Consider the following 14,971-nt stretch of genomic DNA (forward strand, 5'->3'; position numbering starts at 1 on the left):
GAGCGTTTTTATTTGTACGGCCTGCTTCTTCTGGCCTGAAAATATCCGATTCTGTCGCTCGTCGGGGAAAGGTCACTCTGACAGACCGATCCCTGTTTAACCGCCTGAAGCGTAAGGGAGGCCGTAAAATGGGGGCAAATTGCTGGCAATTTCCGGTAAATTTCACGCCGTTTTACAGAAAACCGGATTTCCCTCCTCTTGTTGCTCCCGATTGGGTTGACAGGGGGCAGGAGTGGTGTAGAAGGCCAATTCGAGATTTCGCAGCGCTGCCTGCCGAGGAGATATCAGATGGCTAAGCCAACCACGATCAAAATCCGCCTGAATTCCACAGCGGACACCGGCCACTTCTACGTGACCAAGAAAAATTCGCGCACTATGACTGAAAAAATGGTCGTGAAAAAATATGACCCCGTCGCGCGCAAGCACGTCGAGTACAAAGAAGGCAAGATCAAGTAATTGATCCGATCTCTTTTGTTAAAGAAGCCGCGATCCGTCGCGGCTTTTTTCGTTTTGGCATCAGAGAAGAGAGCGGCGCACAAAGAAATAGGAGCAGCCCCGGGAGAGCTGCCCCTATCTTTGAAAAGGTATAGGTACTCAAATACAACGACACCGCGTCGTTGACTTAAAGTAACTTATATCTTGTTAACTATCCCGTGAATAGTTCGTCAAAAACCGGTGAAGTTTTTGACAACAATACATATTTTCAACCCAGAGACGAAAAAGGGCCCGAATGCCGGACCCTCTTCTCTACCATAAATTGCAGATTCCCGATGCGGGAACTGATTCACGCCCGTTCGGCGTATTCCATCGTTTCCGTGTTAACGACGATAGCTTCGTCCTGTCCGACGAAGGGAGGCACCATGACGCGCACGCCATTATCCAGAACCGCAGGTTTGAAGCTGTTGGCTGCTGTCTGGCCCTTCACGGCTGGTTCGGTCTCTACCACCGTGCAGGTCACTTTCTGGGGCAGGGCCGCGGAAATTGCTTCAGCTTCGTAATATTCGATCTGGATTGTCATACCATCCTGAAGGAAGGGGCGCCGGTCGCCCAGAATATCTGCGGGCAGTTCGATCTGCTCGTAGGTTTCCATATCCATGAATACCAGCATTCCGTCCGTCTCGTAAAGAAACTGCTGGTCCTTCTGATCCAGCCGGACTTTCTCTACCTTATCGGCAGAGCGGAAGCGTTCGTTCAGTTTCGAGCCGTTCCGCAGGTTCTTCATTTCTACCTGGGCAAACGCGCCGCCTTTGCCCGGTTTCACATGGTCCACTTTGACCGCGATCCACAGGCCGCCGTTATGTTCCAGGATGTTTCCTGGTTTGATCTCGTTGCCATTGATTTTTGGCATGCATTTTACCCTTTGCGCGGTTGATTTTTGGACCCTCAACCCTATATATTGTGCCAATGCGCAATTCAACCCGCTGTACGGTGGTGATTGGTGCGATGGATGCGCTTCGATAGGTATGTGTTTGCTGCATGGCTCTCTTGCGTTTGCGGGCCTATCGAATCGTCACAGAAACGCCATATTGCGTTAACAGCCGGTAAAACAAAAAAGTAAAGAGGACGTGATGTTCGATTACGTTGATGAGACTGCTATTAATAACGATCAGGGAAAACGCTCGCAGAAGCTTTTCGCTGCCGTTGTGCTCGCCGCTCTGGATGATGCCATTGCGGACGACAAGAAATACGGAAACGGCGTGGATTCCATTGCCCGTTGGGCCCGCTCTCGCGATGGCCGTGAAGTGCTGATGTGCGCCGGTATCGAACCGACAGAGCGCTGCGTCAAAGGCATGATGGAATTCGTTGACCGGGGTGTTCGCACCTCTGTTGCGCTGAGCCGTGAAGAAAGCGAGCGCCAGCAAGCTGCGAAAGCGGCCTAAGCTGACCTAGCGTAAGCTTTTGACTTTATTGAAAAACGCTCTGTTCTGCGCAGGGCGTTTTTTCATGCGCGCATGATTCCTTCGGGTTCAGGTCTATTAAGGTGCAAAAAGCAGAGCGAGTGTGAATCTCTTGTTGATAGCTCTTGCCGGCTAACGGCGTTTGCGTCGCACAACAGGCACGCGCGAGCGCACAAGTGGTGTCGGTGTCGGCGGATGGGGAGGGTGCCCTTCCGTGGCGGACCAGAACCGCGGACCGCCCCGCGAAATCCAGTAAGGCAGGCTAAGAGCAATGCCCGCAATGAAGCCGCCGACATGTGCCCAATAGGCAACGCCGCCGCCATCCGTTGGTGTTGCAAAACCGCCAAAGAGTTGCAGGGCCAGCCAAGCGCTGAGCACGATCCATGCACGTAGCGCAAAGGTTTTGAAGAAAATGATGAAGATGATCACCACATCTACCCGCGCTCGGGGATAGAGTAAAAGGTATCCTCCAAGCACTCCGGCTATCGCTCCGGAGGCCCCGACCACAGGAACCAACGCGTAAGGGTCGGCGAAAACCTGCAACAGATCGGCAGCGACGCCGCAAAGCAGGTAAAATCCGAGAAACTTCAAATGGCCGAAGGCGTCTTCCATATTGTCGCCGAAAATCCACAGGAACAGCATGTTCCCCGCCAGATGCATCCAGCCGCCGTGCAGGAACATAGAAGTAAAGATCGTATGGAGATCTGATCCCGAGCTTACATTGCGCGGGATCGTAGCCCAATCCTGCCAGACAGCCGCAAGCGCATATTCATTGCCACTGGCTGCCGGATAATAGGCAACGAAGATGAGGATATTTGCGGCCAAAAGAATATAGGTGACGAAGGGTGTGCGGCGGGACGGATTATGATCGCGGATCGGAAACACGGATCAGCCGTTTGCTGCGAAATAGGCGCCGGCAGCCGCAGCGATTATCAGCCCGATGATGACAGCAATGGCGATCTTGACCTTGGAGTAGGGCCGCTCTCCGCGCACGGTGCCGGTTTGTCCGTTCACGACAAACCGGTAGGTTGTGCCACGATACTTGTAGGCGGCCAGCCAGACCGGCAGCAGGATGTGTTTGAATGTCACGTCGCTAACCGAGGTGTCCACGCTCGTCACCCGCTGTTTATCACCGCCGATGTCGAACTTTACGTCCCGCAGGATCATCCTGTCCATATAATCGCGCGCCTCTGCATAACCTTCGTCGAGCTTGACAGTGTAGCTTTCTGCGCGAAAACCCGCGAGGAACTGCGGGTCGTAGGGTTCCAGTTGCGACAAATCCCAAGGTGCGAGTGCGTCGGTGTAGGTTTTGGGCAAGGATTTCGAGCCAAGAACCAACACGTCATCAAAAAAACGGGCCACCCGCCCGGCTGTCGGGGTCCAGCGGGTTTTGGGAACCTGACGGGTCTCTGTCACCATCTTTCCGTCGCGTTTGACCTGCACCCGTTGCGTTACGTAATAGACATCGCCCCGCGCCCCGCTGTAGCGGGATTTCGTGTCTGCGTCATAGGTCCAGTAAGGGATGTAAATCCCCTGCATGGCGCGCCCCTTGCGGGCGTATTCCTGCAAGCCGTTGGGTGCAAACCACAAAGAGCCGAGCCATTCTGTCATCCGCTCCCGTGCCTTTGGTTCGGTCAAGGCAAAGGGCACCAGTGCGCGGGGCTTGATCTGGCGCTGGGAGCCTGTGTCTGTGACAATCGGTGTCGCGCAGAAAGGACATTCGGCGGCGTGGGTCTTGCTGTCAAATTCTACCTGCGCCCCGCAGTTTTCACAGCTGATTGTGCGGATTTCTTCGGTTTCGGCAGCGGGCAGTTGGGCGCGCAGGGCCTGTTGGAAATCCTGCTCGCTAATCGCTGAACGGGACTGTGGCGGGGTAATCTCCTCCGTTGCGCCGCAGTGGTCACAGAGCAACTGTCCGGTGCCGGGCATATACCGCATGTCAGAGCCACAGGTATGGCACGAAAAGCGGTGTTCTGTCGGTGCGGTAGGAGGAGCGGGGGGCATGATGTCTCTATATAAGCGGGTTAATCTGCAGGGGGTGGCGGTGGCGGCATGACCGTAAACAGTTGTGCCAGTTCCATAACCTCTGAGGCCCGTTTCCAGCCGTCCTGTCCGGCTGTCCAGACATGGGTGTCGCGGCTCAGGCTACCGTCAGCAGCCATGCGGCCCAGTGTTGCACGGGAATATGGCCCGCTTGTCTGTCCGTTGCTGGCCGTGTGCCAGACTTTTTCCACTGGCGGGGGCGGTGGGGCAGCGGGTGCAGCGGCCGCAGCTGGACGTGCGCCCCAAGGGCCGGCTGCAGCCTGTTGCGCCTGCATCTGTTGGGCCATAGCGAGCCCCATTCCGGCCCCCATGCCAGCGGCCATGGAACCGCCCGCTGCGGATGCCGGATTGCTCATGGCTTCAGCAGCAGAGTATTTCATGAACTGGTCCAGATCGCCTGCCAGCCCCATGGACGTCCGCTTGTCCAGAGCCTCTTCCACTTTGGGGGGAAGCGAGATGTTTTCGATGTAAAGTCCCGGAAGTTCCAAACCGTATTCTGCCAGTGCCGGTGCAATCTTCTTGGCCAGCAGCTTGCCCAGATCAAGCGTATTTGCAGCCATATCCAGAACCGGAATACCGGAGCCTGCGATCGCGGCGGAAAATTCCGAAGTAATGATATTGCGGATCTGGTAGCTGATTTCATCCATGGTGAATTCACCGTCGGTGCCGACGATTTCAGACATGAACCGCGCGGGATCGGCTACTTTGATTTCATAGGTGCCATATGCACGAAGCCGCACGGGGCCGAATTCGGGGTCACGACAAATGATAGGATTTTTGGTACCCCATTTCAGATCGGTGAAACGGGTTGTGTTGATGAAATAGATTTCAGATTTGAACGGGCTTTCAAAGCCGTGATCCCAGTATTGCAGGGTGGTCATGATTGGCATGTTGTTGGTTTCAAGCATATAAAGCCCCGGCTGGAACACGTCCGCTAGTTGACCTTCATGCACCATCACTGCCGCCTGACCTTCGCGTACTGTCAGCTTTGCACCGTATTTGATCTCATGGCCTTCCCGTTCGAACCGCCAGACCATCGTGTCCTGTGTGTCATCGGTCCAGTGGATGACGTCGATAAATTCTCCGGTCAGAAAGTCAAAAATACCCATGGGTCAGTCTCCAGTTAAATATGGCTTTGCTTCAATGCGTCCTGCGCCACAGCATGCAGCAACGGGCGGGCGCGCTCTGGCGTCATCCCGACCCGCAGACGGGGATCATAGAGCATTTTCAGCAGAATTTCATCGTGGCGCGTCAGAAGGGCGAATTCCTCGTCGTCGTTGAAGATGGAAGGGCGCACCGTGGGATCGTCATTGGCCAGACCCAGCGCTTGGGTCATTTCTTCTTCGATGCAGGATTTGCGCATGATGTCACTGTGTTCCGCCTTCACCAGAATGACCGCGCCGGAATAATCGGTCGGGTTATCCGCATTGGACAGGGCATAGGCGACGCAGAAAATATTACGCGGACTGGTTTCGATTTCCCGCACGATGGAAGGCAGTAATTGTGGCACGTCGGCTGCCAGCTTGCCCGGCTCGACCTTCTGTTCGTCGCGGTTCAGGAACAGCATGACAAAGTTTGCGTTCTTGAGGCTGGTCAGCCGGATGTTCAAACCTGTCAGTCCCGCCAGACGGGCGGCATAGGCGCTGACGAACTTGCGGTCTTCGCGGCGTTGGGCCGGTGTGACGGATTTGCCGAAATGCAGCCCGATCCGCACGGGTTTTTGCCAGCGTCGCAGGTAGGAAGATGTTTGTTCTTCGATAAATACGCCTTCCTGATTGGTGTATTCGTCGTAAAGCGCTACTTTTTCAAAGTTGCGCACCAGAGTGTCGGCATTGAACGGCGCATCCGGCGGATTGAAATCCTGCCGCAGTTTACCCTGTGCCAGCAGCCGCGCCTGCACCGAAGCGTAATAGGCTGCGATCCGTTTGCTTTCTTCGGAAACCGCCGGCTCTGCCGGTTTAGGTTGCGGGACGGGCGCAGGTTCGGGCGGCGGCGGAGCTGTTGCCACGTCGCACCCTGCCCCGAAGAGGGCGGCCAGTAGGAATAATCGCGATAGTTTCATATCTGAATGGCTTGCCCTGTCCTGCGCCTAAGAATCGGTGCTGGTGCCGATAGTATCGCCGGTTCCGGTGGATTTTGCCTTGGCCGCAGCCAAGGTACTTTTCAGCTCTGCTTCCATTGTAACCAGTTCTTTCTCCGCCTCGGCCCGTTTGGCCTTGCCTTCATCCGCGATGGCCAGGCTCTCCTGGATCGTGTCGATCAGGTACTGGTTGGCTTTCTTGATGCTTTCAATGTCAAACACGCCCCGTTCCATCTGCTTGCGCACTTCGCGGTTCGCCTGTTGCAGGTTGGCAGCGTTGCTTTCCAGCAGTTCGTTGGTCAGGTCGTTGGCCTGTCGCACGGTTTCCGCAGCTTCGCGGGAACGATGGATTGTCACTGCTTGCGCTAGTTGGGTTTCCCAAAGCGGCACCGTATTCACCAGTGTGGAATTAATCTTTGTTACCAAAGATTTATCGTTTTCCTGAACCAGCCGGATAGAGGGCAGGGACTGCATTGTGACCTGACGGGTCAGTTTCAGGTCGTGGACACGGCGTTCCAGATCATCCCGTGCAGCGCGCAAATCGCGCAGTTCTTGTGCGCGCAGAACACCCTTGTCCTTGGAGGCTTTCTCAACCTCTTTCTCTTTCGCCGGAATGGTTTTGGAATCCAGTTCCTTCAGCTTTTCCTCACCCGCAGCGATATAAAGCGCCAGTTCGTCATAAAATGCGAGCGTTTTGCCATAAAGTTTGTCGAGCGATTTGATGTCTTTTAGCAGCACATGTTCGTGCTCCAGCAACTCGTCCGTGATCTTGTCGATCTGGCCCTGAACATCTTCGTATTTAGCCATGAATTTCGCGACAGGGGCCGCACGGCCCAGCAGCTTTTCCCACCAGGATAACTTTCGGTTGGGGTTCAACTCGTCGATGGAAAACCCGCGGATGGAAGAGACCATATTGCGCAGGGATTCACCGGCAGGGCCGACATCCTTGTTGCGCACGCCCGACAGCATTTCCTGACTGATTTCCTGCAACTCTGCCTGTGCCTTGGAACCGAATTCAATGATGGACTGGGTGTTGTCCATGTTGATTTCGTCCATCCGCGACTTGATGGATTTCTGCATGTCCGGCGTGACATCGGACACGACGATCAGCTCGTTGCTGGGCTCGGGCAGGACCACGGCGTTGACTTCTTCCACATCTTTCAACGAGCTTTCTGCCTTATCGCGGATGTTGGACATAGGGGGGTCTCCTGTTAACTGGCCTTCAGGCCTTCTTGTTTCAGTCGGTCGCGCAGAACTTCGATTTCCACATCAAGATCGGTGCGGTTGTCCAACATCATCGTTTCACGTTGGGTATTAAAGCTGGCTTCCAGATCGCTAAGCAAGGATTCGTATTTTGCCTTTGCCTCTGCATCGCTGGTTTTGCTGGCGAGATCTGCATATTTGATGGTCGCGTCCCGCGCACCGCGCAAGTAAACGCCTAAAAACTTGCGTGCGCCGGACAAGTCTCGGGGATCATCCTCCACAGTGCGGAACATATCGCGCACCGAAGCCGCCAACGCGTCTACGCGCTGCTCGATGCCCCGATCCCCGATGCGCCGCGCAGCGGCAACCATTTCGGACAGCAGGGTTTCAGCCTTGTCGACAGCTTTGGCGACGCGCTCTGTTTCGAAATCGGACATGCCTTCCATGCCCTTTTTACGCAGGGGATCAATGCCAAAACTGAATGAATGGGCTGCAACTGCGATGAGTGTATAAACAATTGCCGCGGGCAGGCTGGCCCCCATCCCAAAAGCAGCCGCCACAAAGACGCCTACACCGGTCAAGGCGCTGGCAAACATCTTGCGCGGAATGGCAGGGGGGCGGGCGATCTTGCGGCTGTCATACGCTTGCTGTGCGCGCAAACCGTCCCGCAACAGCCAGGCTGCCAGCAGTAAAATGGCCAGCGCCCCGAATTCCGCCAGCATCCCGCCCGCGTTCTGGGCGCGCATTTCGCCGATGCCCGAGAACAGCAGGGGCAGGGGCAGGGCAAACAGCAGTTTTGAACGGATGTCCGATTTGTGCACCTTGCGGCCACGAAATTTATTGGACGGGGTCATCGCAGGGGCGGCATTGTCCGGGCTTCCTGCGGGGCTGTGGGCGCCACCGAATTTCTGCGCCATCAGGACAGGCTTCCCAAGCTGCCAAGGGATACCGTCAGGATCGCAAAACAAAGTACGATATATGATAGCCACTGCAAGGTTGGTGCAGACATCTTTCCCCCGTCAATACGGTGTTGGTCCCGCTTAAGTCTCTGTCTTTTTAATATATGAGGGCAGGGCCGTGGTTACTAGGCTTTTGCGCTGGTTTTTCCGTAAGATAGCAGGGGCAGCACCGCCTGATCGGCGGAAAACTGCCCCTGATGCCCAAAGAAATGGCACTGTTCTGCCGGATCGGGCGTCCCTTTAATGTCCGCCCCTCTGACGCTCTGCTGCCAGTTTGCGCTGGTAGCCGGTTTGGACGATTTCAACCAAAACCAGCACCACAACCGAGAAGTAGAAAGTTGTCTTGGACATTGGCAACAAAGCATAGCCGAAGATGCGGATTTGCAGATCGTCGTTATGCATGGCGTGGGCGGCGGCAGGACCCGCCTCACCCAGAAGCACCACGCCTACGATCAGCAGGATGAACAGGCCGAGCACCTCATACATGCGGTTCTTCTGCAAAAACGTCGTCACTCCGTCTGCCAGCAGCAACATTGCCAGACCGGAGCTGAGAATCGCAATTGCCAGAACAGGGAAAACATCCGTAATCGCGAGAGCCGAGAGGATTGAGTCAAAGCTGAAGATAAGGTTCATCATAACGATAAGCATCACGACCTGACGGGCCGATTTCGCATCCTTCGTCCCGCCTTCATGACCAAGTTCGTGCACGGAAAGCATGTGGGTAATCTCTTTAAAGGCGGTGTACATGATAAATACCCCACCAAAGATGAAGACCACGGTCGAAAAGTTAACGCCGCCAGTGATGATGCCCGGATAGTCGAAGATGTAGAACGGATCTTTCAGGGCGTCGATAAGCTGGATCATTGTGAACAACAGGATGATCCGCAGCGCTACTGCGATGATGATGCCCCAGAACCGTACGGATTTCTGGTATTCTTTGGGCGCCCGTTGGCTCTCGATCGAAATATAGAGAAGGTTATCAAAGCCGAGCACGGCCTGAAGGAAGATGAGAACCCCCAGATTGGCCAGATTCTCAAATGTCAGCAGTTCTGCCATGGCTGTATGTCCCCTGAAGGTAAATTGGTTTTTATGTGCATTTAACGCAACCAACCTGCACAGGGCAAGCTATCGCGCATCCTGACTATAACGATCCTGCTAACACTTGGTTCCCGTTGTCCCTGTCTGGCAATTTATCGGCATAAGATGGGGCAGGGGTGAAGCGGATGCGGGAACACCCCGTTTAACCACCTGAATTCGCCTATTCTTTTATGTTTTGCAGGAATCGCGGCTTGGGCTAAGCTGAAGTGACGTGGCGTCATAAACTCGCGCTCATGGGCTGCAATTTATGTTCAGACGCGCCTTTTGCGGCGATGCGGGAAAACCGCAGCAAAGTGTTGCGGGCGAATGTGAAGGGAATACAGCGATGGCCAAAGGCATGGTCAAGTGGTTCAACGCCGACAAGGGTTACGGTTTCATCGAACCCGAAGGTGGTGGCAAAGACATTTTTGTACATATTTCTCAGGTTCAAGCGTCTGGATTGCAGACACTGGAAAACAACCAGCCGATTGAATTTGAAATGGTTGACGGGGTAGACGGCCGGCAAATGGCCGGAAATCTTTCGCTCAGCGAATAATTCGCAGGTGCAGCGCCGCCCGTCGGGCGTGCCGCACCCGGGTTTTGTTCCGGTTAACGCTGCGGTTTCCGCGGAGCGTTTTTGTTGCCTGATTTAGCGGCTCTGGATTTTGGTCCGCCGGACTTGCTCGCGCCGCCGGATTTCGCACCTCCGGATTTGACTGTGCGGGACACGCGGCGGGTGTCTTTCTTCTTGGCGTGGGCCGGAGGCGTTTCCAGCCCCAGTTGATCCCGAAGAACCTTGGCGCGCACCTCTTCTACCTCACCCGAGCCGAGCGTCTTGAGCTGGAACGGGCCGTAAGAGGTGCGGATCAGGCGGTTCACTGTCAGGCCAACCGTTTCAACTGCGCGGCGGATTTCGCGGTTCTTGCCTTCGCGCAGGGCAATGGTCAGCCACGCGTTAGCGCCCTGCTGTTTGTCGATGCTGATTTCCATCGGCTGGAAGCGCTCTCCGTCAACCGTGACCCCTTTGCGCAGTGGCTCGATCATGTCGGGCGTGGGAGTGCCTTTGACCCGAACGCGGTATTTGCGGACCCACCCTGTTGAGGGCAGTTCCAGCTTGCGCTTGATCTCGCCGTCGTTGGTCAGCAGCAACAGACCTTCGGAGTTCAGGTCTAACCGCCCGACAGACATCACGCGGGGCAGGGTTTCGGGCAGATCGTCAAAAACGGTCTTGCGCCCTTTTTCGTCCTTTGCCGATGTGACCAGTCCGGTCGGCTTGTTATATAGCCAAAGGCGCGGGGGCTGTTTTTCGGCAACCGGCTTGCCGTCCACAAGAATACTGTCTTTCTCTGTGACCTTGATCGCAGGAGTGGTCAGGGGCTCGCCGTTCAGGGTGATGCGGCCGGCCTCGATCATCCGTTCGATGTCACGACGGGATGCGACACCTGCGCGGGACAGGAATTTGGCGATACGCTCGCCTTCGGCTGTGATTTCATTGCTCATGGCCCCGCTATAGGGCGGATCGGCGTGCTTGTCCAAGGGAACCCGTCACGCTATGGCAGGGGAATGGAGTTTACGTCTTATATGGATGTGGCGCTGAAAGAGGCGCAGGCGGCTGCTGTGCGCGGAGAGGTTCCCGTCGGTGCGGTTCTTGTGCGGGATGGCGTTGTGCTCGCGAGTGCCGGCAACCGCACACGGGAATTGAACGATCCGACAGCCCATGCAGAAATGCTGGTGATCCGTGAAGCCTGCGCAGCCCAAACATCCGAAAGGCTGGTGGGGGCGGATCTGTATGTGACGCTGGAACCCTGTCCCATGTGCGCGGCTGCGATCTCTAACGCCCGGATCGCGCGACTATACTATGGCGCTGCTGATCCGAAATCCGGCGGTGTGGCGCAGGGCCCGCGCATCTTTGACCACCCCCAGTGCCACCACAGCCCCGAAATCTATGACGGATTGCAGGAAACGGCCTCTGCTGCCCTGCTGCGGGAGTTTTTCGCCGGTCGGCGGGGATAGCGCCAGTTCCGGCCTGCACTATTATAAGGCATATATGGCAAAGAACTGTCGGCCTACGGATTGACGGGTTGTCTTGGCCCTTGTGCGGGGATAAAGGTTCGCCCTGAAATATCCGTGACACAGAAAGTGGATGACCCCGATGTCCATTGATAAAGACACCGCGCGCAAAGTGGCGCATCTGGCCCGTATTGAAGTTCCCGAAGACCAGCTTGATGCGCTGGCCGGAGAATTGAATGGAATCCTCGGCTTTATGGAACAATTGAACGAAGTGGACGTTGACGGTGTAGAGCCGATGACCTCTGTCACGCCAATGCGTCTGAAACGCCGCGCCGATGTGGTGACGGACGGGGATCAGCAAGACAAGATTCTGTCCAACGCGCCGGATGCGCGGGAAGGCTTTTTCGCAGTGCCTAAGGTTGTGGAGTAAGACATGAGCGGATTGAACACCCTGACCATTGCGGATGCACGCGACAAGCTGCGCAGCAAGGAAATCTCTGCCGTTGAACTGACCGAAGCCTGTAACGCCGCAGTTGCGGGTTCCGATGCGCTGAACGCCTATTCCGTGAAAACACCGGAAATGGCGCTGGAGCAGGCTAAAGCCGCTGATGCGCGGTTGGGGCAAGGGGATGCACCCGATCTGTGTGGTATCCCGCTCGGGATCAAGGATCTGTTCTGCACCAAAGGTGTAGAAAGTCAGGCAGCCTCCAACATTTTGGCCGGGTTCAAACCTGAATACGAAAGCACCGTGACCACCAAACTGTGGGACTCCGGTGCTGTGATGCTGGGCAAACTGAACATGGACGAATTTGCCATGGGGTCGTCCAATGAAACCAGCGCTTATGGTGCCGCAGTCAATCCGTGGCGGCGGCAAGGTTCTGATGCACCGCTGACACCGGGCGGGTCTTCGGGCGGTTCCGCTGCAGCTGTTTCCGGCGATCTGTGTCTGGCTGCGACTGGCACCGACACAGGTGGTTCGATCCGCCAGCCCGCCGCTTTTACCGGTATCGTCGGCGTGAAACCCACCTATGGCCGTGTGTCCCGCTGGGGCATCATCGCCTTTGCCTCCTCTTTGGATCAGGCAGGGCCGATGACGAAAACCGTGCGCGACAGTGCAATTTTTTTGAATGCCATTGCCGGACACGACGCCAAAGACAGCACCAGTGCGGATATGGCCGTGCCGGACTTTGAAGCTGCGCTAACAGGCGATATTCGCGGTCGCAAGATCGGTTTGCCAAAGGAGTACCGTCTGGACGGGATGCCCGCCGAGATCGAAAAGCTCTGGGCGGACGGGGCGGATATGCTGCGCGATGCAGGTGCCGAGATCGTTGACGTATCCCTGCCGCACACAAAATACGCGCTTCCGGCCTATTATGTACTGGCCCCTGCGGAGGCTTCCTCCAATCTCGCCCGTTACGACGGGGTGCGCTATGGCCACCGCGCGAAGCTGCAAAAAGGCGAGGGCATCCACGAAATGTATGCCCGCACCCGCGCCGAAGGCTTCGGCCCCGAGGTGCAGCGCCGTGTCATGATCGGGGCCTATGTGCTGTCGGCAGGTTTCTATGATGCCTATTACCGCCGCGCCCAGCGGGTGCGCACGCTGATCAAGAAAGACTTTGAAGATGTCTACGCCAGCGGTGTAGATGCGATCCTGACTCCGGCAACGCCTTCCGCGGCCTTCGGGCTGGGGGAAATGGCGGATGCGGATCCGGTAAAAATGTATCTCAACGATGTTTTCACCGTGACGGTGAACCTTGCCGGCCTGCCCGGTGTTTCTGTTCCGACAGGACTGGATTCACAGGGTCTGCCGCTTGGCCTGCAACTGATCGGGAAGCCTTGGGAAGAAGCGGATATGCTGAACACTGCCTACGCGCTGGAGCAATCCGCCGGTTTTGTTTCCAAGGCCGAAAAATGGTGGTAGGTTTTCTGGGTTTTAAACAAGGAAAGTAAGATGCGCAGTTTGGTATTTACAGTTTTGGCGGCAGGTCTTGTTGCGGGATGCACAACGCAGTCCCCCAATGATCAGGACCAGTATTTCGATAATATTACGCCGGATCCTGTTGCGCTTCAGACGGAAAACCAGCGCTTGGCTACTGCCGAGGGTGGTGTTTCTACAGTTCAGCTTCCTGCTGACGGAGGAGGGGCTGCCCCGGAGAATCTTCCAAGCGGCATTTCCAATACTCAGGACTTCGAAGCCGTGGTCGAACAGGAATCCATTGCGTCGGATGCAGCTAAACTTGCCGCTTTGCGCCAGTCTTACACTGTGGTCGACCCGGAACCGTTGCCCCAGCGGCGCGATGATGTGAACCTTGCCGCCTATGCGATTTCGCAAAAGCAGGCTGTGGGCGTGCGCACCTACAACCGTTCCAGCAGCAACATGTCAAACTGTAGCCGTTACCGGAACGATCCGGACGCAGCACAGCGCCGGTTCCTTGAATCCGGTGGTCCGGAACGGGACCGCAATAATCTGGACACGGATGGTGACGGCTTCGCCTGTGGCTGGAACCCGGACCTTTATCGCAACCTTCTGCCGAGCTAATGCAATACGCGACCCGCAGCTCGGTCAATTGTAGCGCGCGGCGGCACGGTCTTGAGCCGGATATGGTGGTTCTCCACTACACCGGAATGGAAACAGCACAGGCGGCGATTGACCGGCTGTGCGACCCCGAAGCAGAGGTTTCGGCCCATTACGTCATAGATGAAACAGGCGCGGTCACGCAGCTCGTGGCGGAATCAGAGCGTGCATGGCATGCAGGGGCCGGACAGTGGGGCTGGGTTACGGACGTGAATTCCCATTCGATCGGTATTGAAATCGTCAATCGCGGCCCTGACAGTGATACCCCGCATTTCCCCGAACCACAGATGGTGGCGCTTCGGGAATTACTTTCTTCCATACTCGAACGGCACAACATTCCGCCTGAACGTGTTATCGGCCATTCCGATATGGCACCCGGTCGCAAAATTGATCCCGGCCCCTATTTTGATTGGAAGGATCTTGCAACGCGGGGGCTTTCGATCTGGCCGCATCCCGCACAGTGTTGTGCGGACTGGTCGGCCTTTCGTGCGGCGGCGTTCTATTTTGGCTACCGTGCGGCGGATGATACGCGACAAAGTTGGGAAACCGTCCTGTCGGCCTTTCGCTTGCGGTTCCGCCCGTTCCATTCCGGCCCGCTTGATGCTCTGGATGTAGGGCTAATTGTGCGGCTCGCGCAGCAATGGCCTTGCCAGGCCGTTGACCTCGGGGGGCATGGGACGGTAGAGAAAGGCTTCGCGGATGGCTGGACGGCTGCACGTTAGTGAGGAAAGTCCGGACTCCAAAAAGCAGAGGCGGCGGGTAACGCCCGCCCGGGGCAACCCGAGGGAAAGCGCCACAGAGAAAAGACTGCCCGTGCGTGCACGGGTAACGGTGAAACGGTGGGGTAAGAGCCCACCGCGGTGGTGGTAACATCATTGGCATGGCAAGCCCCGCCTGGAGCAAAACCAAATAGGGACCGCGTGGATGGCAACATCCGGGGCCGCTTTTGCCCTAGCAGGTCCGGGTTGGTTGCAAGAGCCTGTTGGTGACAGCAGGCCCAGATGAATGGTCGTCTAAGGGGGCAACCCCGGGACAAAATCCGGCTTACAGGCCATCCGCGAAAATAATCCCCGTCTGGGTCCGATGCACCGGTTGCAGTGTGCAGGGCGCGGGCCTAGGCTGATCC

Annotated in this window: 16 protein-coding genes, 1 other RNA gene and 1 pseudogene; 9 read left to right on the forward strand and 9 right to left on the reverse strand. The window is 56.4% G+C overall.

The genetic code is table 11. The annotated features are described in order from the left end of the window. Nucleotides 1–288 precede the first annotated feature (288 nt). A complete protein-coding gene (gene rpmG / locus C0U40_RS05060) occupies nt 289–456 on the forward strand; it encodes a 50S ribosomal protein L33 (RefSeq protein WP_069300304.1) in 168 nt (55 codons plus the stop codon). Nucleotides 457–784: 328 nt separating this feature from the next. Here rpmG and efp read toward each other — a convergent pair whose 3' ends face one another. Continuing rightward, nucleotides 785–1,348 carry an elongation factor P gene (gene efp, locus C0U40_RS05065; RefSeq protein ID WP_101654606.1) on the reverse strand — a complete coding sequence of 188 codons (564 nt, stop codon included), beginning with the start codon at nt 1,346–1,348 and terminating at the stop codon, nt 785–787. 220 nt (nt 1,349–1,568) lie between these two features. On the opposite strand from efp, the gene C0U40_RS05070 reads away from it, so the two are divergent. Further along, entirely contained in the window at nt 1,569–1,880 is a 312-nt protein-coding gene (locus C0U40_RS05070; RefSeq protein WP_069300302.1) for a DUF6280 family protein, read from the forward strand. 150 nt (nt 1,881–2,030) lie between these two features. Here C0U40_RS05070 and C0U40_RS05075 read toward each other — a convergent pair whose 3' ends face one another. The 7 genes from C0U40_RS05075 to C0U40_RS05105 all read right to left on the reverse strand — a co-directional run bounded on the left by C0U40_RS05075 (nt 2,031) and on the right by C0U40_RS05105 (nt 9,239). Further along, complete coding sequence (locus tag C0U40_RS05075) at nt 2,031–2,783, reverse strand: rhomboid family intramembrane serine protease (protein WP_101654607.1); 753 nt, start codon at nt 2,781–2,783, stop codon at nt 2,031–2,033. Nucleotides 2,784–2,786: 3 nt separating this feature from the next. Beyond that, nucleotides 2,787–3,902 (reverse strand): primosomal protein N' (replication factor Y) - superfamily II helicase, encoded by a 1,116-nt coding sequence (locus tag C0U40_RS05080; RefSeq protein WP_101654608.1) that lies wholly within the window; start codon nt 3,900–3,902, stop codon nt 2,787–2,789. 20 nt (nt 3,903–3,922) lie between these two features. Further along, the gene (locus tag C0U40_RS05085; RefSeq protein WP_101654609.1) at nt 3,923–5,050 is read right to left on the reverse strand and encodes an SPFH domain-containing protein; all 1,128 of its coding nucleotides are present in this window, start codon (nt 5,048–5,050) and stop codon (nt 3,923–3,925) included. Between the two features lie 14 nt (nt 5,051–5,064). Continuing rightward, nucleotides 5,065–5,949: a DUF2927 domain-containing protein gene (locus C0U40_RS05090; protein ID WP_180957621.1), complete on the reverse strand. Its 885-nt coding sequence runs from the start codon at nt 5,947–5,949 to the stop codon at nt 5,065–5,067. 81 nt (nt 5,950–6,030) lie between these two features. Next, complete coding sequence (locus C0U40_RS05095; protein ID WP_101654611.1) at nt 6,031–7,218, reverse strand: toxic anion resistance protein; 1,188 nt, start codon at nt 7,216–7,218, stop codon at nt 6,031–6,033. A 14-nt stretch (nt 7,219–7,232) separates the two neighbouring features. Next, the gene (locus C0U40_RS05100; protein ID WP_101654612.1) at nt 7,233–8,141 is read right to left on the reverse strand and encodes a 5-bromo-4-chloroindolyl phosphate hydrolysis family protein; all 909 of its coding nucleotides are present in this window, start codon (nt 8,139–8,141) and stop codon (nt 7,233–7,235) included. Between the two features lie 282 nt (nt 8,142–8,423). Then, a complete protein-coding gene (locus tag C0U40_RS05105; RefSeq protein ID WP_101654613.1) occupies nt 8,424–9,239 on the reverse strand; it encodes a TerC family protein in 816 nt (271 codons plus the stop codon). A gap of 367 nt (nt 9,240–9,606) precedes the next feature. Here C0U40_RS05105 and C0U40_RS05110 point away from each other — a divergent pair, with 367 nt between their 5' ends. Beyond that, complete coding sequence (locus tag C0U40_RS05110; protein ID WP_101654836.1) at nt 9,607–9,816, forward strand: cold-shock protein; 210 nt, start codon at nt 9,607–9,609, stop codon at nt 9,814–9,816. A 53-nt stretch (nt 9,817–9,869) separates the two neighbouring features. Here C0U40_RS05110 and C0U40_RS05115 read toward each other — a convergent pair whose 3' ends face one another. Then, entirely contained in the window at nt 9,870–10,760 is an 891-nt protein-coding gene (locus C0U40_RS05115; protein ID WP_101654614.1) for a pseudouridine synthase, read from the reverse strand. Nucleotides 10,761–10,823: 63 nt separating this feature from the next. Here C0U40_RS05115 and C0U40_RS05120 point away from each other — a divergent pair, with 63 nt between their 5' ends. The 6 genes and pseudogenes from C0U40_RS05120 (at nt 10,824) to rnpB (ending at nt 14,908) form a co-directional block, all read left to right on the forward strand. After that, nucleotides 10,824–11,273 (forward strand): nucleoside deaminase, encoded by a 450-nt coding sequence (locus C0U40_RS05120; protein ID WP_101654615.1) that lies wholly within the window; start codon nt 10,824–10,826, stop codon nt 11,271–11,273. Nucleotides 11,274–11,412: 139 nt separating this feature from the next. Continuing rightward, nucleotides 11,413–11,700, forward strand: a complete 288-nt coding sequence (gene gatC / locus C0U40_RS05125; protein ID WP_101654837.1) for an Asp-tRNA(Asn)/Glu-tRNA(Gln) amidotransferase subunit GatC — start codon at nt 11,413–11,415, stop codon at nt 11,698–11,700. A gap of 3 nt (nt 11,701–11,703) precedes the next feature. Continuing rightward, nucleotides 11,704–13,191, forward strand: coding sequence for an Asp-tRNA(Asn)/Glu-tRNA(Gln) amidotransferase subunit GatA (gatA, locus tag C0U40_RS05130; RefSeq protein ID WP_101654616.1), 1,488 nt, complete (start codon nt 11,704–11,706; stop codon nt 13,189–13,191). A 30-nt stretch (nt 13,192–13,221) separates the two neighbouring features. Next, entirely contained in the window at nt 13,222–13,809 is a 588-nt protein-coding gene (locus C0U40_RS05135; protein WP_101654617.1) for a hypothetical protein, read from the forward strand. A 62-nt stretch (nt 13,810–13,871) separates the two neighbouring features. Then, a pseudogene (locus tag C0U40_RS20455) lies at nt 13,872–14,492 on the forward strand (N-acetylmuramoyl-L-alanine amidase); the annotation flags it as partial. Nucleotides 14,493–14,540: 48 nt separating this feature from the next. Beyond that, nucleotides 14,541–14,908, forward strand: an RNA gene (rnpB, locus tag C0U40_RS05145) — RNase P RNA component class A. Nucleotides 14,909–14,971: the final 63 nt, after the last annotated feature.

This window comes from Neptunicoccus cionae, from assembly GCF_002860325.1.
Lineage (GTDB): Bacteria > Pseudomonadota > Alphaproteobacteria > Rhodobacterales > Rhodobacteraceae > Amylibacter > Amylibacter lutimaris.